This window comes from Bradyrhizobium sp. HKCCYLRH3097 (assembly GCF_051167875.1).
In the GTDB taxonomy this organism is placed as follows: Bacteria; Pseudomonadota; Alphaproteobacteria; order Rhizobiales; family Xanthobacteraceae; genus Bradyrhizobium.
On record NZ_JBNPTX010000001.1, the window covers coordinates 989917 to 1011253 of the forward strand.

At 66.0% G+C, this 21337-nt stretch carries 16 protein-coding genes; 7 read left to right on the top strand and 9 right to left on the bottom strand.

The features are described 5' to 3' along the window. Positions 1–191: 191 nt before the first annotated feature. The 5 genes from ACQR0U_RS04455 to metF form a co-directional block, all read right to left on the bottom strand. Positions 192–1214 (bottom strand): HlyD family secretion protein, encoded by a 1023-nt coding sequence (locus ACQR0U_RS04455; protein WP_316167375.1) that lies wholly within the window; start codon positions 1212–1214, stop codon positions 192–194. Then, positions 1211–1930: an ABC transporter ATP-binding protein gene (locus ACQR0U_RS04460; RefSeq protein ID WP_316167376.1), complete on the bottom strand. Its 720-nt coding sequence runs from the start codon at positions 1928–1930 to the stop codon at positions 1211–1213. The genes ACQR0U_RS04455 and ACQR0U_RS04460 overlap by 4 nt, the downstream gene beginning before the upstream one ends. Then, positions 1927–3060, bottom strand: coding sequence for an ABC transporter permease (locus ACQR0U_RS04465; protein ID WP_316167378.1), 1134 nt, complete (start codon positions 3058–3060; stop codon positions 1927–1929). The genes ACQR0U_RS04460 and ACQR0U_RS04465 overlap by 4 nt, the downstream gene beginning before the upstream one ends. A 323-nt stretch (positions 3061–3383) precedes the next feature. After that, positions 3384–7250 (bottom strand): methionine synthase, encoded by a 3867-nt coding sequence (metH, locus tag ACQR0U_RS04470; RefSeq protein WP_316201479.1) that lies wholly within the window; start codon positions 7248–7250, stop codon positions 3384–3386. Then, entirely contained in the window at positions 7250–8167 is a 918-nt protein-coding gene (gene metF / locus ACQR0U_RS04475; RefSeq protein ID WP_315713792.1) for a methylenetetrahydrofolate reductase [NAD(P)H], read from the bottom strand. Before metF ends, metH begins: the two co-directional genes overlap by 1 nt. Positions 8168–8538: 371 nt before the next feature. Here metF and ACQR0U_RS04480 point away from each other — a divergent pair, with 371 nt between their 5' ends. After that, positions 8539–9558: an LLM class flavin-dependent oxidoreductase gene (locus ACQR0U_RS04480; RefSeq protein ID WP_315713793.1), complete on the top strand. Its 1020-nt coding sequence runs from the start codon at positions 8539–8541 to the stop codon at positions 9556–9558. A gap of 372 nt (positions 9559–9930) precedes the next feature. Here ACQR0U_RS04480 and ACQR0U_RS04485 read toward each other — a convergent pair whose 3' ends face one another. Beyond that, positions 9931–10596 (bottom strand): NAD(P)-dependent oxidoreductase, encoded by a 666-nt coding sequence (locus ACQR0U_RS04485; RefSeq protein ID WP_316169531.1) that lies wholly within the window; start codon positions 10594–10596, stop codon positions 9931–9933. A gap of 78 nt (positions 10597–10674) precedes the next feature. Next, complete coding sequence (locus tag ACQR0U_RS04490) at positions 10675–11532, bottom strand: SDR family oxidoreductase (protein ID WP_316172673.1); 858 nt, start codon at positions 11530–11532, stop codon at positions 10675–10677. A 101-nt stretch (positions 11533–11633) separates the two neighbouring features. Between ACQR0U_RS04490 and ACQR0U_RS04495 the strand changes: the two genes are divergently transcribed. Further along, a complete protein-coding gene (locus ACQR0U_RS04495; protein WP_316172754.1) occupies positions 11634–12557 on the top strand; it encodes a LysR family transcriptional regulator in 924 nt (307 codons plus the stop codon). On the opposite strand, the gene ACQR0U_RS04500 is transcribed toward ACQR0U_RS04495, so the two are convergent. Beyond that, positions 12538–13398, bottom strand: coding sequence for a prephenate dehydratase (locus ACQR0U_RS04500; protein ID WP_316169528.1), 861 nt, complete (start codon positions 13396–13398; stop codon positions 12538–12540). The genes ACQR0U_RS04495 and ACQR0U_RS04500 overlap by 20 nt on opposite strands. Before the next feature lie 21 nt (positions 13399–13419). Beyond that, positions 13420–14160, bottom strand: coding sequence for a 3-deoxy-manno-octulosonate cytidylyltransferase (locus ACQR0U_RS04505; protein WP_316172672.1), 741 nt, complete (start codon positions 14158–14160; stop codon positions 13420–13422). A gap of 240 nt (positions 14161–14400) precedes the next feature. On the opposite strand from ACQR0U_RS04505, the gene ACQR0U_RS04510 reads away from it, so the two are divergent. The 5 genes from ACQR0U_RS04510 (at position 14401) to ACQR0U_RS04530 (ending at position 21337) form a co-directional block, all read left to right on the top strand. Then, positions 14401–14949, top strand: a complete 549-nt coding sequence (locus ACQR0U_RS04510) for a c-type cytochrome (RefSeq protein WP_315825971.1) — start codon at positions 14401–14403, stop codon at positions 14947–14949. A gap of 375 nt (positions 14950–15324) precedes the next feature. Continuing rightward, the gene (locus ACQR0U_RS04515; RefSeq protein WP_316225955.1) at positions 15325–17169 is read left to right on the top strand and encodes an extracellular solute-binding protein; all 1845 of its coding nucleotides are present in this window, start codon (positions 15325–15327) and stop codon (positions 17167–17169) included. Beyond that, the gene (locus tag ACQR0U_RS04520; protein ID WP_434842659.1) at positions 17166–19043 is read left to right on the top strand and encodes an extracellular solute-binding protein; all 1878 of its coding nucleotides are present in this window, start codon (positions 17166–17168) and stop codon (positions 19041–19043) included. The genes ACQR0U_RS04515 and ACQR0U_RS04520 overlap by 4 nt, the downstream gene beginning before the upstream one ends. 3 nt (positions 19044–19046) lie before the next feature. Further along, on the top strand, positions 19047–20159 hold the full coding sequence (locus ACQR0U_RS04525; RefSeq protein WP_316225816.1) for a microcin C ABC transporter permease YejB: 1113 nt from the start codon (positions 19047–19049) through the stop codon (positions 20157–20159). Next, on the top strand, positions 20159–21337 hold the full coding sequence (locus ACQR0U_RS04530; RefSeq protein WP_316225817.1) for an ABC transporter permease: 1179 nt from the start codon (positions 20159–20161) through the stop codon (positions 21335–21337). The genes ACQR0U_RS04525 and ACQR0U_RS04530 overlap by 1 nt, the downstream gene beginning before the upstream one ends.

Sequence of the window (21337 nt, forward strand, 5' to 3'; positions counted from 1 at the left end):
CCTCCCCTGGAGGGGGAGGGTCGCCGCACGATGAGCGAAGCGAAACGTGAGGCGGGGTGGGGTGATCTCTCATCAGCAGCAGTGCTCGTGGCTTCACCCACCCCGATCGCCCGCTGCGCGTGCGAGCGACCCTCCTCCTCCAGGGGAGGGTGGGCAGCAGCGCACGAGGCGTAGGCCGAACGGCGCGCCCCTCACGGCTTGAAATACACGTCCACCTTCATCCCAACCGCGAATGGCCCCGGCTCGGCCAGATCGACCAGCACTTCCACCACGTCGACATCGGTCATGTTGCGCTGGCTGAGCGCAGCAGTGCGGCTGCTCTCGACCAGCGGGGCGATGGCGGCGACCTTGCCGGCGACGTCGCGGCCGCGGAAGGCGTCGGAGCGGACCACCGCCTGCTGGCCGACCTTGATCTTGTCGAGGTCGCGCTGGTCGAGCTCGGCGCGCACGCGCAGCGAGGACGTGTCGCCGAGCAGCACCAGCGGTGGCGTCGTCTGCGGCGAAGCGATCTCGCCGGTGCGCGCATTGACCTGCAGCACCGTGCCGTCGAGCGGCGCGCGGATGGTGAGCTTTTCCAACGTGGCGCGGGCGCTCTGCAGTTCGCTGCGGGCGACGTTGAGCTGGCCCTCGGCGCTGATCGGCAGTGGCGCATCAGCGGTGACCTTGCGCAGCTCGTCGGCCTGCTGCTCCAGCTTCGCCTGCGCGGCTGTCAATTGCGTGCGTGCGGTGTCGACATCGGCATCGGCGCCGCGCCCGGCGCGCCGCTCGGTCACGGCCTTGTCGAGCGCAGCACGCGCGTCGAACGCCGCCGCCTGCGCATCGGCGAGGCCGTCTTCGGCGCGGCGCCGGGGACCCGCGCCAGACGGCGTCGACTCCTTGTTGCGCACGCGCTTGCGCATCGCGACCTGCGCCTCGGCGCTGGCGAGCTGCGCGCGAGCTTCGCCATCGCTGAGCCGCACCAGGGCCTGGCCGGCGAACACGGTCTCGTTTGGCCTGACCAGCACCTCCTGGATCAGCCCAACCACCGGCGCGCCGAGCTTGATCAGGCCGGATGCCGGCTCGACCCGGCCGGGTGCGACGGCCAGCCAGCGTTCCTCCTGGGCATTGGCGGCACGCGCCGTCGGTGGAATCGAGGTCGGCGTGACGATGATAGCCAATGCAGCCGCGGCGACGAGCCCGAGCAGGTGAGCGCGTTCTGGAATTCCCGATATCATGCGTGCGAGACTTTCTTCATGGACTCGCCGCCGCTCTCCTCGCGGACGATGCGGCCGTCCTCGATGTGAATGACGCGATTGGCAAACGGCAGGATGCGCGGATCGTGCGTCACCACCAGCACCGCGCGCGACGGATCCTTGGCGATATCGGCGAGCAGGGTCATGATCGCCTGACCGTTGGCGGTATCGAGTGCGCCGGTCGGCTCGTCGGCGAGAATGACCTGCGCCTTGCCGACGATGGCGCGGGCGATCGCGACGCGCTGCTGCTCGCCGCCCGAGAGCTGGCGCGGGAACGACCGCTTCTTCGGGCCGAGGCCGACCCGCTCGAGCACCTCGCGCGCCGCCAGTTTCGTGGCCCGCGCGCGTTCGCCGCGCACGTCGAGCGCGAGCCGCACATTGTCCTCGGCGTTCAACGTCGGAAACAGATGATAGGATTGGAAGATGAAGCCGATGCGCTCGCGGCGCAGCTTCGCCAGCGCCTCGGGATCGAGCCCCGCGACCGGCTGGTTGGCAACCCGCACGGCACCGCCATCCGGCGTCATCAGGCAGCCCAGGATCGACAACAGCGTCGTCTTGCCGCTGCCTGAGGGGCCCATCAGCAGCGCCAGCTCGCCGCCCTTCAACGACAGGCTCACGCCCTTCAGCGCCTGCACCCGGCCGGCCCCCTGGCCGAGGTGATGCACGAGATCGGTGGCCTCGAGCACGGTGTCGGTCATCGCGAGAACACCAGGGTCGGGTCAATGCGCATGACCTTGAGGATCGCCGCGATCGCCGAGCCGACGCACATCGTCAACGTCAGCACGAACAGCGCGACCGTCAGCGTCGGGGTCATGATGACCGGCAGCGCCGATTCCGCGGTCGCCGCCGCCACGATCCTGCCGATCGCCGCAGCGCCGGCGAAGCCGACGATGGCGCTGAGCAGCGCCTGCCAGATGATGACGGTGTAGATGTAGCGGCTGGACGAGCCGATCGCGCGCAGGGTCGCGAACTCGTTGATGTGATCCTTGGTGCTGGAATAGAGCGTCTGCGCCACGATCACGGTGCCGACGATGAGGCCGAGCAGGGCGCCGGCGAACAGCGCGGCACCCGCGCCGGTGCCGAACAGCCAGAACGAGCGGCTGCGGCTCGCGAACTCGGCTGCGGTCAGCACGTCGACATTGGACAGGCTGTCGCGCAGCGCCCGCTGCACGGTCCAGAGGTCGGCCTCGGCCGCCAGCCTGACCACCAGATAGGACGCCTTGTTCGAGGCGATGCCGGTATAGGCGCGGGCGCGGTCGACGTCGGTGAACACGTAAGGCGTTGTCGTGAACGAGCGGATGCCTTTGGTGACAGCCATCACCTGCACCTTCTGGTCGCGGAGCTCCGCAGCCTGGCCGGCGCCGCCGATGCCGAGCCGCTCGAAATAGGTCTGGTCGATGGCGACCGCGCCCGGCACGGACAGGTCGTCCAGCCGTCCCTCCACCACGTTCCAGGGATGCAGCCCGAGCCCGCGCAGTTCCGAGCCGACCACGAAGACCGGCGTCGTGGTGCCCTGCGGCAGCCGCCATTGCGCATAGCCGATCACCAGCGGCGTCGCCTCCGCCACGCCGGGAACAGCAAGCGCGCGGAACCGCTGCCGCTCGTCGAGCAGCGAGGGGTCCTCGAAGCATTTGGTGCCGACCGGCATGATCCACAGCTCGGCCGGGGAATGGTCGATCATGGTCGTGACCATCCGGCGGAAGCCGACATAGAGGCCCATCTGCACGGTCACCAGCACGATCGAGAAGATGATGCCGATGATGGTGGCAATGAATCGAAGCCTGTCATGGAACAGGTTTCGGGACGCAAGCCTGAACTGCAACGACATGAACGAAAAACCACCCGGAGGCCCCGGCGGCATTTCAGCCGGTTACCGGGGATAAGTCCACGCTGCATCGCATGGCGCCGGCTGTGGCGCATTGTCATTCGCGGCGGCCGTGGCGCGGGGGACACGGGCAGGGGCGTCCAAGTGCAGCGTGTGAGCCGAGCAGGGGGCGTCATAACCGCTGTCGTCCCTGCGAACGCAGGGACCCATAACCACAGGGAGATGTTGTTTTGCGCGATATCAGCCCCGCGGACGACGGGTAGATCACGCGGTATGGGTCCCCGCGTTCGCGGGGACGACAGCTGTGGATGGGGCGACCGCGCCGGCTACTTCGCGCCGACCGCCTTCTTGCGCCAGGCGAGATGAACGGCACAGGTGCAGCCCACCGGATGGCTCGCGAGCTCGGCGGGGGCGGCGTCGTTGGCCGGAGCGGGCGAAGCGACGGCGCGCGCTGCCGCGTCCGCCTGCTGGCCGCCCCTTGCCGGAATGTAGTTCAGGATCGGCGCCAGCCAGCGCTCGACTTCGGCGACGGTCATGCCCTTGCGCGCGGCGTAGTCCTCGACCTGGTCGCGCTCGATCTTGCCGACGCCGAAATAGAAGCTCTCCGGCGAGGCAAAATAGAGGCCCGACACCGACGAGCCCGGCCACATCGCAAAGCTCTCGGTCAGCCGCACGCCGGCATTCTTCTCGGCGTCGAGCAGTTCGAACAAGGTCGCCTTCTCGGTGTGGTCGGGCTGCGCCGGATAGCCGGGCGCGGGACGGATGCCGTGATACTTCTCCAGGATCAGATCGTCCGGCGAGAGCGCCTCGTCCGGAGCGTAGGCCCAGAACTCGCGGCGGACGCGGGCATGCAGGCGCTCGGCGAACGCCTCGGCGAGGCGGTCGGCCAGCGCCTTCACCAGGATCGAGGAATAGTCGTCATTGGCGTTCTTGAAGCGGTCGGCGACGGCATCCTCGCCGAGGCCTGTCGTGACGACGAAGCCGCCGACATAGTCCGGCACGCCCGAGCCCTGCGGCGCAATGAAGTCGCTGAGCGCGGTATTGAAGCGACCCTCGCGCTTCTCGAGCTGCTGGCGCAGCGTGTGCAGCGTCGCGATCTGCTTGGTGCGGCCCTCGTCGGCATAGAGCACGATGTCGTCGCCGGCCGCATTCGCCGGCCAGAAGCCGATCGCGGCGCGCGCCGTGAACCACTTCTCGTCGACGATGCGCTTCAGCATCTTCAGCGCGTCGTCATACAGCGAGCGCGCGGCCTCGCCGACCTTGGCGTCGTCGAGGATGCCAGGGAAACGGCCGGCGAGCTCCCAGGTCTGGAAGAACGGCGTCCAGTCGATATAGGGCACAAGCTCGGCGAGGTCGTAGTCGACGAACGTCTTGGTGCCGAGGAAGGTCGGCTTGACCGGCTTCGCCTTGGCGAAGTCGATCTTCGGCGCGTTGGCGCGGGCGTCCGCGAGCTTCAGCCGCTTCTTGTCGGCCTGGCCGCGCAGATGCGCAGCGGCGATCTTCTGATACTCGCTGCGAACCTCCGTGGCGTAGGTATCCTTGCGCTCCGGCGACAGCAGTGAGGAGGCGACGCCGACGGCGCGGCTGGCGTCGTTGACGTGAACGACCGGGCCATTCTGGTAGTTCGGATCGATCTTGACCGCAGTATGGACACGGCTCGTCGTCGCGCCACCGATCAGGAGCGGCACGTTGAGACCCTGGCGCTCCATCTCCGAGGCGAGATACGCCATCTCGTCGAGCGAGGGCGTGATCAGGCCGGAGAGACCGATGATGTCGGCGTTCTCGGCCTTGGCCGTGTCGATGATCCTGGCCGCGGGCACCATGACACCGAGGTCGATGACCTCGAAATTGTTGCACTGGAGCACGATGCCGACGATGTTCTTGCCGATGTCGTGGACGTCGCCCTTGACGGTGGCGAGCACGATCTTGCCGGCGTTGGAGCGCTCGTTGGCCCGGCCCTTGTTGGCAGCCTTCTCCGCCTCCATGAACGGCATCAGATAGGCCACCGCCTGCTTCATCACGCGCGCGGACTTCACGACCTGCGGCAGGAACATCTTGCCGTCGCCGAAGAGGTCGCCGACCACGTTCATGCCGGCCATCAGCGGGCCTTCGATGACGTCGAGCGGCCGCGTCGAGGCGGCGCGCGCCTCTTCGGTGTCCTGCTCGATGAACTCCGTGATCCCATGCACCAGCGCGTGGCTCAACCGCTTGTCGACCGGCCATTCGCGCCAGGCCAGATCGGCCTCCTTGGTCTGCTTGCCCTGGCCGCGGAATTTCTCGGCCAGCGCCAGCAGCCGCTCCGAGGCGCCGGGGTCGCGGTTGAGCACGACGTCTTCGCACACCTGGCGCAGCTCCGGATCGATGTCGTCATAGACGATCATCTGGCCGGCATTGACGATGCCCATGTCCATGCCCGCCTTGATGGCGTGATACAGGAACACCGAATGCATGGCTTCGCGCACCGGCTCGTTGCCGCGGAACGAGAAGGAGAGATTGGAGACGCCGCCCGAGACATGCGCATGCGGCAGGTTCTGCCGGATCCAGCGTGTCGCTTCGATGAAGTCGACGCCGTAATTGTTGTGTTCCTCAAGTCCGGTCGCGATGGCGAAGATGTTGGGATCGAAGATGATGTCCTCAGGCGGAAAGCCGATCTGCTCGACCAGGATCTTGTAGGCGCGGGCGCAGATCTCGGTCTTGCGCTTGTAGGTGTCGGCCTGGCCGGTCTCGTCGAACGCCATCACGACCACGGCGGCGCCGTGGCGACGCGCGATCTTCGCTTCGTGAATGAACTTCTCCTCGCCTTCCTTGAGCGAGATCGAGTTCACCACCGGCTTGCCCTGCACGCATTTCAGGCCGGCCTCGATGACGTGGAATTTCGAGGAGTCGACCATCACGGGAACGCGGGCGATGTCCGGCTCGGCAGCGACGAGGTTGAGGAAGGTCCGCATCGCGGCTTCCGAATCCAGCAGGCCCTCGTCCATGTTGACGTCGATGACCTGGGCGCCGTTCTCGACCTGGTCGCGCGCGACCTGCAGCGCCGCGGTGTAATCGCCGGCGGTGATCAGCTTGCGGAATTTGGCCGAGCCCGTGACGTTGGTGCGCTCGCCGACATTGACGAACGGAATGGCGGGCGTGAGTTCGAACGGCTCGAGGCCCGACAGCCGCAGCCGCGGCGCGATCTCCGGCACGGCGCGAGGCTTGTGCGGGGCGACGGCGGCGGCGATCGCCGCGATATGTTCGGGCGTGGTGCCGCAGCAGCCGCCGACGATGTTGACGAGGCCGTCCCGCGCAAATTCGCCGATCAGTCGCGCCATGTAGGCCGGCGTCTCGTCATACTGGCCGAACTCGTTGGGCAGGCCGGCATTGGGATAGGCACACACCAGCGCGTCGGCGACGCGGCCGATGTCGGCGACATGGGCGCGCAGATCCTCGGCGCCGAGCGCACAGTTGAAGCCGATGGTCAGCGGCCTGGCATGCCGCACCGAATTCCAGAACGCCTCCGGCATCTGGCCCGAGAGCAGGCGGCCGGACTTGTCGGTGATGGTGCCCGAGATCATCACGGGCACGTCGATGCCGCGCTCCTCGCAGAGCTCGGCGATGGCGTACAGCGCCGCCTTGGCATTGAGCGTGTCGAAGATGGTCTCGAGCAGCAGGATGTCGGCGCCGCCGTCCAGGAGCCCGCGCGCCTGCTCGCCATAGGCGAGCCGGAGGTCGTCGAAGGTCACGGCGCGGTAGCCGGGGTTGGAGACGTCGGGCGAGATCGAGGCGGTGCGGTTGGTCGGGCCCATTGCGCCGGCGACGAAGCGCTGTTTGCCGTCCTCGGCCGCAACGCGGGTCGCGGCATTGCGGGCGAGCCGGGCGCCCTCGCGGTTCAGCTCGTAGATGATGTCGGAGAGGTCGTAATCGGCCTGCGCGATCGAGGTTGCCGAGAAGGTGTTGGTGGCGACGATGTCGGCCCCGGCGCGCAGATATTGCGCGTGGATGTCCTCGATGGCGTCGGGCTGCGTCAGGATCAGCAGGTCGTTGTTGCCGCGGAGGTCGCGATGGAAGTCCTTGAACCGCTCGCTGCGGAAGGCGGCCTCGTCGAGCTGCAGCGCCTGGATCATCGTGCCCATGGCGCCGTCGAGGATCAGGATGCGCTTGGCTGCAGCGGCAAGGAAGGCGGTACGCGCTGGAGATACAGGGGTGGACATCAGGCGGCAGCCTTGTTGGCGGACTTCGGACGGATGCCGAGCAGATGGCTGATCGCGAACACGAGGTCGGCGCGGTTCATGGTGTAGAAATGGAAGGTGTCGACGCCATGCTTGGCGAGCTTTTGCACCTGGCCTGCGGCGACGGTCGCCGCGACCAGCTTGCGGGTCTCGGGATCGTCGTCGAGACCGTCGAATTTTTCGGCCAGCCAGTCCGGCACCGTCGTGCCGGCGCGCGTCACGAAGCCACGCGCCTGCTTGAAATTGTGCATCGGCATGATGCCGGGCACGATCGGGATCGTGATGCCGCGGGCGCGGACACGGTCGAGGTAGCGGAAGTAGAGATCGTTGTCGAAGAACACCTGGGTGATGGCGCGGGTGGCGCCGGCGTCGACCTTGGCCTCGAGCATGTCGATGTCGGCGTCGAAGTCGCGGCTCTCGGGGTGCTTCTCCGGATAGGCCGAGACCGAGACCTCGATGTCGGGATGGCGCTTCTTGATGCCGGCGATCAGCTCGGGCGAGCTCTGATAGCCCTCGGCATGGGTGTAGTAGGGCGTGCCGATGCCGCCGGGCGGATCGCCGCGAAGCGCCACGATGTGGCGGACGCCGACCTCGTGATAGCGGTCGACGACCTCGTCGATCTCGTGGCGCGAAGCGCCGACGCAGGTGAGATGCGCCGCCGGCAGCAGCGCGGTCTCCTTCAGGATGCGCGCGATCGTGGCGTGGGTGCGCTCGCGGGTCGAGCCGCCCGCGCCGTAGGTCACCGAGACGAAGCTCGGCTCCAGAGGGGCGAGGCGCTCGATCGAGGCCCACAGCGTCCGGTCCATCTCCTCGGTCTTCGGCGGGAAGAACTCGAACGAGATCTTCGGCCGGATGATTGCGGAGTGGCCGTCGGCGATGGCGGTGGCGAGGTCGGTCATGGCAGCGCAGGTTCCCGGTGGCGCGTAAATTTCAACTCAAGAGGGGATCGCTCTTTGGATGTGGGAAGATAAGGGAAGTGCGTCGCAATAGACAGCCCACCCTAAATGGGATTTAGCCCACTTGTATGTATTTTGATGACTTTTGTCCGCTATCATCGATCATGTGATGGGCAGATAAAATGTTGATGTTTCAATGTGTGTTGGCTGTGGGTGAACGGATTTGATCGAGATCGAGTGTGGGATGTTTCGAGGGCGACGTTGTATACAATGTCAGCGTCCCAACTCGGGATGATGTCGATCCCTGCATTTCCAGCAGGGCTCCGCCGCGGTTGGCCCATTGTGGCACGCCGCGCAGTCATTAGGTTGAAGCCATGATCCCGCTTTCAGTGCTCGACCTCTCCGTCACGACCACCGCCACGCCTGCCTCGGCGGCACTGCGCAACAGCATCGATCTGGCCCGCCATGTCGATCAGCTCGGCTACGTCCGCTATTGGCTGGCTGAGCACCACAGCCTGCCGTCGGTGGCGAGCCCGTCGCCCGACATCATGATTGGGCAGATCGCGGCAGCGACGCAGCACATCCGCGTCGGCTCCGGCGGCGTCATGCTGCCCAACCATGCGCCGCTGGTGGTCGCGGAGCGCTTCAAGATGCTGGAGGCACTGTTTCCCGGCCGGATCGATCTCGGCCTGGGCCGCGCGCCGGGCACCGACGGCACCACGGCCTATGCGCTGCGCAGCCGGCTCGACCGCCGCGAGGGCGACGACTTCCTGGAGCGGCTGCATGAGCTGATGCTGTGGGAGACCCGCGAGTTCCCTGCCGGTCATCCTTACAACAACGTCATCGCCATGCCCGACGACGCGCCATTGCCGCCGATCTGGCTGCTCGGCTCCAGCGACTATTCCAGCGAGCTGTCGGCGCAGCTCGGCATGGGGTTCGGCTTCGCACATCATTTCGCCAGCCACGACGCCGTCGACGCGATGCGAACCTACCGCGCCCATTTCACGCCGTCGCGCTGGCGGACACAGCCGCATGCGATCCTGGCGGTCGCGGTGGTGACGGCCGAGACCGACGCCGAGGCGGAGCGGCTGGCGTCGTCGATGGACCTCAACCGCCTCAGGCGCGACCGCGGCCAGTTCCTGCCGCTGCCGAGCCCCGAGGAGGCCGCGGCGTACATGTATACAGACGCCGACCGCGCCTCGATCGCACGCAACCGGTCGCGGCTGTTCGTGGGCAGCCCGGCGACGGTGCGAGCCAAGCTCGATCCGATGATCGCGGCAAGCCAGGCCGACGAGCTGATGGTGATCACGGCGACCTTCGACCACGACGCCCGCAAGCGCTCCTACAGCCTGCTTGCCGACGCCTTCGGCCTGGAGCGGAAGGCGGCGGCGTAGTCCCGCACGAGCCCAGCAGCCGATGAGTTCTGGATCGTGCAGCATCAAGATTCAGCTCTCCCCGACGGGGCTAGCGTGAGCACGCATCTCGAAGTCGGATCCAGTCACTTCAAGGCACGGACGGTGGGCTCCCTCGCCCCGCTTGCGGGGAGAGGGGGGCTCTCCGCGAGCACCGCATTCGCGGAGAGCCCCCCTCACCCGGATTGCATCTTTCGATGCAATCCGACCTCTCCCCGCAAGCGGGGCGAGGTAAAATCCCGTCGCCGCGAAGATGTGTGCTCGAACTAGCCCCCACTTGGACGAACGGAGTTCGTGCAGAGAGTTGAGGCGAACAATGGCGTGATCGGGACTTCGAAGCGCGCCGTGCCGGTCTCACCACGTGATTAGCGGCGAACGACGCAGGAAGCTGTCGTCGCTCACCTGGTCCACCGCGAAGCGCGCGACATCGGCCCGCGCGATCGTGCCGCCGTGAAAACCTGTGAGGTCCGTCAGCGCGCGGACCGTCTGGCCGCCCGGCTTGTCGTTGAGCATGGCGGGACGGACGATGACCCAGTCGAGCCCGCTATCGCGGATGATCGCCTCCTGCCGGTTCTTGTCGGCATAGACGTTGCGCAGCAGCAGCGGCAGGATCAGCCGGTCGTAGACGAAGCCGCCATGTCCCCGGCTGTCGCCTGCGCCGATCCCGGTGATGGCGACAAGGCGCGCAACATTCTCGGCCTCCATCGCCTTGACGAGCGCCCGCGTCGATGTCGAGAGCGTGGTGACCTCGCGAAACGGGCTGAGCGAGGTGCCCAAGGAACTGATGACGACATCCTGTCCCTTGAGCGCCTTGCGAAGCGTGGCTTCGTCGCGCGCATCGCCGACGATCAGTTGCGCGCCTTGCAGGTCCCCGGCCTTGTCGGGCGAGCGCACCAGCGCGGTGACGTGATGGCCGCGCGCCAGCGCGTCGCGCACGATCAGCCGTCCGGTGCCGCCGGTGGCGCCAAGCACGAGGATGTTAGACTTGGGTGTGGTGACATTGCTATCTTGACTGGTCATGATGATCTCCATGGAGGGGGCGCATTCGCGGAAGCGCGCCGCGCAATTTGGTTTCGGGGGATGATGAGCGGCTCGGCTTCAGGCCGTGGCCGAGATCTCGGCGACAAAGTCGCGGTACGAGCGCCGCGGCCGGCCCAGCAGCGTGGTGAGGCGCGCGACGTCGCCCTCGCCCGGCACCATGCCGTCGGTCAGGAAGCGCTCGGCCATCAGTCGCATGTCGAACGCCATCCAGCTCGGCATGACCTGCCGGAGGTTGGTCTCGAACTGCGCGGTGTTGTCGCCGCCATAGGCGATCGTGCGGCCCAGCACGTCAGACCAGATCGCAGCGGCATCAGCGTCGGTCAGCGTGTCCGGACCGACCAGGTTGATGCGATCGAGCGGCAGCGGCACGGCTGACTGCTCGCGGCGGATCAGCTCGATCGCTGCGATCTCGCCGATGTCGCTGACGTCGATCATCGCGAGGCCCTTGGCTCCGATCGGCATCGGGTAGACGCCGTAGTCGAGCACGACGTCCTTGATCGCGAGATCGTTGTTCATGAAGTAGGCGGGGCGCAAGATGGTGGCGTTCAGGCCCATCCGCTCGACGGCGAACTTGCCGGCGAAGTGCGGCACGTTGACGTAGACGTTGCCGTGGATCACCGACAGATAGACGATGCGCTCGATGCCGGCCTCGCGGACCAGATTGAGCGCGATCAGCGCCTGAGTGAATTCATCAGGCGTGACGGCGTTGAGCAGGAACAGGGTCGAGACGCCCGAGAACGCGCCGCGCAGCGAATCGACGTCGAGCAGGTCGCCTTGGGCGATCTGAACGCCCGCCGGAAGCTTGGCCTTCCCAGGATCGCGGACGAGGGCGCGGACATCGGCCCCGCGCCTGACGAGTTGTTCGACGACGCGACGGCCGACGGTTCCAGTGGCACCGGTCACGAGGATGGTCATGGGATCACTCCGGGGTTGGTGTTGAGACACCCGGAAGATATCGATCCAAACGCGAGCCAATAGGCGCTATATTTGGACATGTCGTCTCATTGATGGAACAGATGGATCTGCTCGCGCTCGCCGATTTCACGCTCGTCGCCCGCCACGGCGGCTTCGGCCGGGCCGCCCGCGCCAGCGGTCGTCCGAAGGCAACGCTGTCCCGCCGCGTCGCGGAGCTCGAAGCGAGCCTGGACATCAGGCTGATCGAGCGCGGCGGGCGCACACTGAGGCTGACCGAGGAAGGGCGGGCGCTGTTCGAGCGCACGGGCGCGCTGCTGACCGAGCTCGACGAGACCGTCGGTGCGATAGCCTCAGGCGGCGATCAGCCGCGCGGCCGGTTGCGGATCAGCGCGCCGCTGCTGTTCTCGCAGACCGCGATGGGTAAGCTCGCCGCTACGTTCGCGCTCAGATATCCGGAGGTCCGGCTCGAGGTGACGACCGACGACCGCGCCGTCGACATGGTCGAGGAGGGCTATGACCTAGTGATCCGGGTCAATCCCGATCCCGATGAGAGCCTCGTCGGCCGCATCTTCCTGCGCGATCGGCTGGTGGTCGTGGCCAGCCCAAGCCTGACGCGGCCGGCGGACGGCGCGCTCGTTCCTGCGGTTGTTCGTAGCACCGAGCAGATCGCAGCGTGGGACGTCATGGCTGCAACGGGATCGTCGCGCATCGCGATCGATCCGATCCTGCGGTTGTCATCGCTGATCATGGTGCGCGATGCGGTCCGTGCCGGCGTCGGTGCCGCATGCCTGCCGCTCTCGCTCGTCAGCCACGATCTGGCGGCTGGCCGGCTGGCGCATTGGGGCGATTTGGACGCGCCAGCGGTTGCGCTGTGGGCGCTGTATCCGTCGCGGCGGCTGTTGAGCGCGCGCGTCTCCGCCTTTCTCGACCATCTGAAGCAGGCATTCCCGGTGGGAACGCCGGCCGAGCTGGCGGCCTATGTGGAGCCGCGGGATGACGGTCCGATCATTCCATCCGCTCGCTGAAGGTCGCGCGGAACGGATGCGCCGGATAGACGCCGACGATGCGCAGTTCGCGCGAGAAGAACTTCAATTCCTCCAGGGCGAAGGCCAGCCCCTTGTCGTCGGGATGGCCGTCGACGTCGGCGTAGAACTGCGTCGCGAAGAAATTGCCGTCGACCATGTAGCTCTCGAGCTTGGTCATGTTGACGCCGTTGGTCGCGAATCCGCCGAGCGCCTTGTACAGCGCAGCCGGCAGGTTGCGGACGCGGAACACGAAGCTCGTGACCAACGGCCCGGAGTTCTGCTCGGCCCATTGCTCCTGGCGCGCCAGCACGACGAAGCGGGTGGTGTTGTGGGCCTCGTCCTCGATGTCCTCGGCGAGGATGTCGAGGCCGTAGATCTCGGCGGCGAGGCGCGAGGCGATCGCCGCGACGCTCCTGTCGCCGCGCTGGGAGACGTCCCGGGCGCTGCCCGCGGTGTCACCGGCGACGATCGGCCGGACGCCGAGCTGGCGGATGATGCGGCGGCACTGGCCGAGCGCATGGACGTGGCTCTCGACCGTCTTGATGTCGGCGAGCCTGGTGCCCTTCAGCGCCATCAGCTGGTGGCGGACCGGCAGGAACCACTCGCCAATGATGTAGAGGCCGGAGGCCGGCAGCAGGTGATGGATGTCGGCGACGCGGCCGGCGACCGAATTCTCGATCGGGATCATGCCCAGGTCAGCCTCGCCGGAGGAGATCGCGCTCAGCGCGTCCTCGAAGGTCGCGCACGGCATGGCCTCGGCGGTCGGATAGGCCTCGGAAATGGCGATGTGGGAATTGGCTCCCGGCTCGCCCTGGAATGCGATTTTCAAGATCTTGCTCATGAGGGGCCTTGTAGCAGCAGCTTAGGACTTGGACAGCAGCCGGCGTGCGGTTTCGAGGTCGGCGGGGGTGTCGACGCCGCGGGGCACGGCGTCGACGACCATCACGTCGATGCGCATGCCGGCTTCCAGCGCCCGCAGCTGTTCCAGCTTTTCCTGTTGCTCCAGCGGCGACGGCGGCAGGCTGACGAAGCGCTCCAGCGCCGCCCGGCGGTAGGCGTAAAGCCCGATGTGATGGTACCTCGGTCCGTCGCCATACGGCGCCGTGGCCCGGGTGAAATACAACGCGCGCATGCGCCGGCCGCCGAGAGGCGAGCCGACCGCCTTGACGACGTTCGGATTGAGGCTCTCCTCCTCGGTATGGATCTGCGCGGCAAGGGTCGCGATGTCGACGGCGGGATCGTCCAGCGGCGGCAGCACGTCGCTGATGTTCTGCGGGTCGATGGTCGGGAAATCGCCCTGCAGATTGACCACGATCTCGGCCTCGCGCGCAGGGTCGAGCTTGCACATGGCCTCGTAGATGCGGTCCGACCCGGAGGGATGATTGGGCTTGGTCATCACCACCTCGCCACCCGCCGCCGTCACGGCGTTCGCGATCTCCAGCGTGTCGGTTGCCACGGCCACGCGGCCGATCGCGGCCTCCTGCGCGCGCCGGAGCACCTGCACGATCATCGGCTGGCCGGCGATGTCGAGCAGCGGCTTGCCGGGCAGGCGGGTCGAGGCCATGCGGGCAGGGATCAGCACGAGGATTTTGGACTTGGTCATCCGGGAAACGGCAGGTCGGAGCCGGTCGCAACAGCGCGGGCCGGACTGGATGGGGACAGCAGGGGCGGCCCGCTTATACGGGTTGCCAGAGCACGGGCAAACCGATATCTCACTTCTGCCGCAGGGGGAGGCGCGACGGCTCGATTCCGCTCGATGCCTTGACGAATCCTGGGGCGATTCACGGTCGCGGCCCCGCGGCCTTCCAAGCAATGAAATCCGCCCTCGGAGCCTGATTCCAAAATGGACTCCTTCGAACTGAACAAAATCCTCGGCGCCGTTCTGGCCGCCTGTCTGGTCGTGCTGGTCACGAGCTTCTCCGCTGGCGCGATCTTCGCGCCGAAAATGCCGGAGAAACCGGGGTTCGAGATCGCCGTGAAGGAGGCCCAGGGCGCAGGCAAGGAAGCCGCTGCGCCGGCCGCGGCCGAGCCGATCGAGAAGCTGCTGCAAACCGCCTCGGTTGAGAAGGGCGCTGCCGCCGCCAAGAAATGCGCGGCCTGCCACACCTTCGACAAGGGCGGCAAGAATGCCGTCGGCCCCAACCTCTACGGCATCGTCGGCGACAAGATCGGCGAAGGCCGCGGCTTCAACTTCTCGGCCGCGATGAAGGCCAAGGGCGGCACCTGGACGATCGAGGATCTCAACCACTTCATCGCCAATCCGAAGGGCTACATCCCGGGCACCGCGATGGGCTTTGCCGGCATCCAGAAGGACTCGGAGCGCGCCGACGTGCTGGCCTACCTGAACTCGCTGTCGGACAATCCGGCGCCGCTGCCGACCGCAGCCAAGTGATCGGCTGCTAACCCCCCAATTTCCGACGGCCGGGCCTCAAGCCCGGCCGTTTTGCTTTGCGGGACGAAATTCGCCGCATTTGGGACCTTTGGTCGCATCCACCTCGTTCACAACCCGGTATCATGAGGAAAAAGCAAGGTTATTGGTCGAAACCTTGCCGTATATTGGTCCCCTGAATGGAACGGGTTCGCGGGGCCGGAGCACCCTGGCTGAGGCCGGCGAAACCTGCCCTTGCGAATTGGGTTACGATCGAACGTTGGATCTGGGAGCAGCAGCGGCCACGGCCGACCACCTGCTTCAAGCGGTCTTATTCAGAGGAAGTCTCATTTGACGATTACCCGACGACAGCTCCTGCAGAGCAGCGTCTTCGCTGCGATGACCCCGGCGCTCGGCACCGCCGCCAGCCTTGCCCCGCTCGACGCCGCGCAGGCGCAGGCCGGTGAGCAACTGGTCTGGCGCCACGGCCTGTCGCTGTTCGGCGAGATCAAGTACCCGGCGGACTTCAAGCGCTTCGACTACGTCAATCCCGACGCGCCCAAGGGCGGCACAGCGCGGATGATCTCGCTCGGCACCTTCGACAATTTCAACATCGTCGTGATGTATGTGAAGGGCAACATCGCGTCCGCGGCGGGGCTGGTCTACGAGACCCTGATGACGCGCTCGCAGGACGAGGTGTCGACCGAATACGGCCTCCTCGCCGAGTCGGCGGCCTATCCGGACGACTACTCCTGGGTCATCTACCGGCTGCGCAAGGAAGCGCGCTGGAACGACGGCAAGCCGGTGACGCCCGAGGACGTCATCTTCTCGCTCGACGTGCTCAAGAAGAACAGCCCGCACTACTCCTCCTACTACCGCCATGTCGTAAAGGCCGAGAAGACCGGCGACCTCGAGGTCAAGTTCACCTTCGATGGTCCGGGCAATCGCGAGCTGCCGCACATCGTCGGTGAGCTGCTGGTTCTGCCCAAGCACTGGTGGGAAGGCACCGACGCGCAGGGCCGCAAGCGCGACGTCACTGCGACGACTTTGGAGCCGCCGCTCGGGTCGAGCCCGTATCGCATCAAGGAGTTCGTGCCCGGCCGCTCGATCAAGATGGAGCGCGTCAAGGACTACTGGGGCGCCAGCCTGCCGGTCCAGATCGGCCAGAACAATTTCGACGAGCTGCAGTTCGAATATTTCCGCGACAACATCGTCGCCCTCGAGGCCTTCAAGGCCGATCAGGCCGACTGGATCAACGAGAATTCCGCCAAGCAATGGGCGACGGCCTACGACTTCCCGGCCATCAACGACAAGCGTGTGGTCAAGGACGAATTCCCGATCAGCGATTCCGGCCGCATGCAGGGCTTCGCCTTCAACCTGCGGCGTCCGCAATTCCAGGACGCGCGGCTGCGGCGTGCCTTCAACTACGCCTTCGATTTCGAGGAGATGAACAAGCAGCTGTTCTACGGCCAGTATAAGCGGATCAACAGCTATTTCGAAGGCACGGATCTGGCCTGTTCCGGGCTGCCGCAGGGCCAGGAGCTGCAGATCCTCGAGGAGCTGCGCGACAAGGTGCCGCCGGACGTGTTCACCACGGTCTACCAGGCCCCGGTGGGCGGCAATCCCGAGAATGTTCGCGCCAATCTGCGCGAGGCCACCAGGCTGCTGAAGGACGCAGGCTTCGAGATCAAGGACCGCAAGCTCGTCGATCCCGCCGGCAAGCCGGTCACGGTCGAACTCTTGGTCCAGGACCCGTCCTCCGAGCGTATCGTGCTGTTCTACAAGCCGTCGCTGGAGCGCCTCGGCGTCGCTGTCACGGTACGCCAGGTCGACAACGTCCAGTATGAGAACCGGGTGCGCACCTTCGACTACGACATGATCATCGATGTCTGGGGGCAGTCGCTGTCGCCCGGCAACGAGCAGCGCGATTTCTGGGGTTCCAAGGCCGCCGACGAGTCCGGCTCGAAGAACACGATCGGCATCAAGAACCCCGCTGTCGACGCGCTGATCGAGAAGATCATCTACGCCAAGGATCGTGCCTCCCTCGAAGCGGCGACGCATGCGCTCGACCGGGTGCTGCTGTGGAATTTCTACGTCGTCCCCCAGTTCACCTACCCGTTCGCGCGCAGCGCACGCTGGGACCGCTTCAGCCATTTCACGCCGTTCCCGAAATATGCGCGGTCCGGCTGGCCGAATCTGTGGTGGTACGATGCCGACAAGGCCGCCAAGGTGAAGCGCTCTTGAGCCGGCTCCCGCATCTGTCGCGCCGCGGCGTGCTCGGGCTTGGGTTCGGCGCGCTCAGCTATCCGCTGCTGACGCCGGCCGTGGCCGCGGAGTTCGGCCCCGAGTCGCACGGCACGTCGGCCTTCGGCGACCTGAAATATCCAGCCGACTTCCATCATTTCGATTACGTCAATATCGACGCTCCGAAGGGCGGGATGTTCTCGCTGATCCCCTCGGTGCGCGCCTATAACCAGTCCTATCAGACCTTCAACTCGTTCAATGCCTACGTCCTGAAAGGTGAGGGCGCGCAGGGCATGGACATGACGTTCGCGACCCTGATGGTGCGCGCGAGCGACGAGCCGGACGCGGTGTACGGGCTGGTCGCGAAATCCGTGGCGGTCTCCGCGGACAAGCTGGCCTACCGCTTCACCTTGCGGCCCGAGGCGCGCTTCCATGACGGCAGCAGGATCACCGCGCAAGACGTCGCCTTCTCGCTGAACACGCTGAAGGAGAAGGGCCATCCACTGATCGTTGTTCAGCTGCGCGACTTCGTGAAGGCCGAGGCGATCGACGATGCGACCGTCGTGGTGAGCTTCGTCGAGAAGCGCGCGCGCGACGTGCCGCTCTATGTCGTGACCCTGCCGATCTTCTCCAAGGCCTGGTACGCCAACCGCGCGTTCGACGAGGGTCCGCTCGACGTGCCGCTCGGCTCGGGGCCGTACAAGGTCGGCAAATACGAGATCAACCGCTACGTCGAGTTCGAGCGTGTCAAGGACTGGTGGGCGGCCGATCTGCCGGTCAGCCGCGGCATGTATAATTTCGACATCGTGCGCTACGAGTTCTATCGCGACCGCGACGTCGCCTTCGAGGGCTTCACCGCCAAGAGCTATCTGTTCCGCGAGGAGTTCACCGCGCGCATCTGGGCCACGCGCTACGATTTCCCGGCGATCAAGGACGGCCGCGTCAAGCGCGAGCTCTTGCCGGACGAGACGCCGTCCGGCGGGCAGGGCTGGTTCATCAACACCCGCCGCGACAAGTTCAAGGATCCCCGCGTCCGCCAGGCGTTGACCTACGCGTTCGACTTCGAGTGGACCAACAAGACCATCATGTACGGCGCCTATGCGCGCACGGTGTCGCCGTTCCAGAACTCGGACATGGTCGCGGTCGGGCCGCCCTCGCCCGAGGAGCTGAAGCTGCTCGAGCCGTTCCGCGGCCAGGTGCCTGACGATGTGTTCGGCGAGCCGTTCGTGCCGCCGGTCTCGGACGGCTCCGGCCAGGATCGCGCGCTGCTGCGCAAGGCCATGCAGCTCTTGCAGCAGGCCGGCCTGCCGGTCAAGGACGGCAAGCGGCTGCTGCCGTCCGGCGAGGTGTTCGCGATCGAGTTCCTGATCGACGAGGTCTCGTTCAAGCCGCACCACGGCACCCTGATCAAGAACCTGCAGACGCTCGGCATCGACGCCGATTTGCGCATCGTCGATGCCGTGCAGTACCGCGCCCGCGTCGAGGATTTCGATTTCGACATCGCCATTCAGCGCATGTCGATGTCGCCGACCCCCGGCGACGGCCTCCGGGCTTATTTCACCTCGGACACGGCCAAAACCAAGGGCTCCTACAATCTCGCCGGGATCAGCAATCCCGCGATCGATGCGCTGGTCGCCAAGGCGATCGCCGCGGAGACGCGCAGCGAGCTGACCTTGGCCTGCCGGGCGCTCGACCGCGTGTTCCGCGCCGGCCACTACTGGATACCGCAATGGTATCGCCAGACCCACCCGATCGCCTATTGGGATCAGTTCGACCATCCGCCGAAGCCGCCGAAATACGCCTCGGGCGTCGGCGCCCCCGACATCTGGTGGTACGATGCCGCCAAGGCCGCAAAGCTGGAGCAGGCGAAGTAGTTCATGGCTGCCTATATTGCCCGTCGCATCTTGCTGATGCTCCCGACCCTGCTCGGGATCCTCTTCATCTCCTTCGTCGTGGTGCAGTTCGCGCCGGGCGGTCCGGTGGAGCGCGTCATCGCGCAATTGACCGGCGCCGACACCGGCGGCACCTCGCGGATTTCGGGCGGCAGCGGTTCGGATTTCGGCGCGCGTCCGCCGGGACAGGTCGGATCCGGCAGCGAGCTGAACTCGAAATACCGCGGCGCGCAGGGGCTCGATCCCGCCTTCATCAAGCAGCTCGAAAAGCAGTTCGGCTTCGACAAGCCGGCGCCCGAGCGGTTCGCGCTGATGGTCTGGAACTTCGCGCGCTTCGATTTCGGCAAGAGCTATTTCCGCGACACGTCAGTGCTGCAGCTCATCAAGGAGAAGCTGCCGGTGTCGATGTCGCTCGGCCTCTGGATGACCTTGCTGACCTATTTGATCTCGATTCCGCTGGGGATCCGCAAGGCGGTGCAGGATGGCTCGCGCTTCGACGTCTGGACCTCGGCCGTGATCATCGTCGGCTACGCCATTCCGGGCTTCCTGTTCGCGATCCTGCTGATCATCCTGCTCGCTGGCGGCTCGTTTCTCAACATCTTCCCGCTGCGCGGGCTGACTTCGGATGGCTGGTCGGACTTCCCGTGGTACTGGAAGATCATCGACTATTTCTGGCATCTCACTTTGCCGCTGGTGTCGATGGCGCTCGGCGCCTTCGCGACCATGACCTTGCTGACCAAGAACTCGTTTCTCGACGAGATCCGCAAGCAATATGTGATGACTGCGCGCGCCAAGGGCTGCAGCGAGAACCAGGTGCTGTACGGCCACGTCTTCCGTAACGCCATGCTGATCGTGATCGCCGGCTTTCCGGGCACCTTCATCCACGCGTTCTTTTCCGGCTCGCTGCTGATCGAGACGATCTTCTCGCTGGATGGGCTCGGCCTGCTCTCGTTCGAGAGCATTCTCAATCGTGATTATCCCGTTGTGTTCGGCAATCTCTTCATCTTTTCGCTGCTCGGCCTCGCCATCAACCTGGTCTCGGATCTGACCTACATGTGGATCGATCCGCGGATCGACTTCGAGGCGCGGGAGGTCTGATGACGATCACAGCCACCCCTCCGGTCGAGACCAAGGCGCAGGCCCCGCTCGGCGAGGCCGTGCCGCCGACGCGGCATCGTTTCCGGCCGTCGCCGCTCAACCAGCGCCGCTGGCAGAACTTCAAGGCCAACCGCCGCGGCTACTGGTCGCTGTGGCTATTCCTGTTCCTGTTCGTCGTCTCGCTGTTCGCCGAGCTGATCGCCAACGACCGGCCGTTCCTGATCAAGTTCGACGGCCACCTTTACTTCCCGGCGTTCGTCTCCTATCCGGAAACGGCATTCGGCGGCGACTTCGAGACCGCGGCCGACTACCGCGATCCCTATTTGCGGAAGCTGATCGCCGACAAGGGCGGTACGGTGATCTGGCCTTTGATCCGCTATTCCTACGCCACGCATAATCTCGACCTGCCCACGCCGGCGCCGTCGCCGCCGACCTGGATGCTGAAGGAATCGCAGTGCAAGGCGGTGGTCGAGAGAAAGGGGCTGAAGAGCTGCCGGGATCTCGAATACAACTGGCTCGGCACCGATGATCAGGGTCGCGACGTCGTCGCGCGGCTGATCTACGGTTTCCGCATCTCCGTCCTGTTCGGCCTGTCCCTGACGTTCTTCTCCTCGATCATCGGCATCGCCGCCGGCGGCGTGCAGGGCTATTTCGGCGGCTGGGTCGATCTCCTGTTCCAGCGCTTCATCGAGATCTGGAACGCGATTCCCTATCTCTATCTGCTCCTGATCCTGTCGGCGGTGCTGGTGCCCGGCTTCTTCACGCTGCTCGGGATCATGCTGCTGTTCTCCTGGGTGTCGCTGGTCGGCCTGGTCCGCGCCGAATTCCTGCGCGGCCGCAATTTCGAATACATCCAGGCCGCGCGCGCGCTCGGCGTCTCCAATGCCGTCATCATGTGGCGGCATCTCCTGCCGAACGCGATGGTCGCGACCATGACCTTCCTGCCCTTCATCGTGTCGAGCTCGGTGATGACGTTGACCGCGCTCGACTTCCTCGGCTTCGGCCTGCCGCCCGGCTCGCCGTCGCTGGGCGAGATGCTGTCGCAGGCCAAAGCCAATGTGCAGGCGCCGTGGCTCGGCCTGACCGGCTTCTTCTCGGTCGCGATCATGCTGTCGCTGCTCATCTTCATCGGCGAGGCCGTGCGCGACGCGTTCGATCCGCGCAAGACGTTCAGGTGA

Excerpts from the sequence above, each read along its gene's own strand:
- ACQR0U_RS04455 (WP_316167375.1), bottom strand. The coding sequence starts at position 1,214 with ATGATATCGGGAATTCCAGAACGCGCTCACCTGCTCGGGCTCGTCGCC.
- ACQR0U_RS04460 (WP_316167376.1), bottom strand. The coding sequence starts at position 1,930 with ATGACCGACACCGTGCTCGAGGCCACCGATCTCGTGCATCACCTCGGC.
- ACQR0U_RS04465 (WP_316167378.1), bottom strand. The coding sequence starts at position 3,060 with ATGTCGTTGCAGTTCAGGCTTGCGTCCCGAAACCTGTTCCATGACAGG.
- metH (WP_316201479.1), bottom strand. The coding sequence starts at position 7,250 with ATGTCCACCCCTGTATCTCCAGCGCGTACCGCCTTCCTTGCCGCTGCA.
- metF (WP_315713792.1), bottom strand. The coding sequence starts at position 8,167 with ATGACCGACCTCGCCACCGCCATCGCCGACGGCCACTCCGCAATCATC.
- ACQR0U_RS04480 (WP_315713793.1), top strand. The coding sequence starts at position 8,539 with ATGATCCCGCTTTCAGTGCTCGACCTCTCCGTCACGACCACCGCCACG.
- ACQR0U_RS04485 (WP_316169531.1), bottom strand. The coding sequence starts at position 10,596 with ATGACCAGTCAAGATAGCAATGTCACCACACCCAAGTCTAACATCCTC.
- ACQR0U_RS04490 (WP_316172673.1), bottom strand. The coding sequence starts at position 11,532 with ATGACCATCCTCGTGACCGGTGCCACTGGAACCGTCGGCCGTCGCGTC.
- ACQR0U_RS04495 (WP_316172754.1), top strand. The coding sequence starts at position 11,634 with ATGGATCTGCTCGCGCTCGCCGATTTCACGCTCGTCGCCCGCCACGGC.
- ACQR0U_RS04500 (WP_316169528.1), bottom strand. The coding sequence starts at position 13,398 with ATGAGCAAGATCTTGAAAATCGCATTCCAGGGCGAGCCGGGAGCCAAT.
- ACQR0U_RS04505 (WP_316172672.1), bottom strand. The coding sequence starts at position 14,160 with ATGACCAAGTCCAAAATCCTCGTGCTGATCCCTGCCCGCATGGCCTCG.
- ACQR0U_RS04510 (WP_315825971.1), top strand. The coding sequence starts at position 14,401 with ATGGACTCCTTCGAACTGAACAAAATCCTCGGCGCCGTTCTGGCCGCC.
- ACQR0U_RS04515 (WP_316225955.1), top strand. The coding sequence starts at position 15,325 with ATGACCCCGGCGCTCGGCACCGCCGCCAGCCTTGCCCCGCTCGACGCC.
- ACQR0U_RS04525 (WP_316225816.1), top strand. The coding sequence starts at position 19,047 with ATGGCTGCCTATATTGCCCGTCGCATCTTGCTGATGCTCCCGACCCTG.
- ACQR0U_RS04530 (WP_316225817.1), top strand. The coding sequence starts at position 20,159 with ATGACGATCACAGCCACCCCTCCGGTCGAGACCAAGGCGCAGGCCCCG.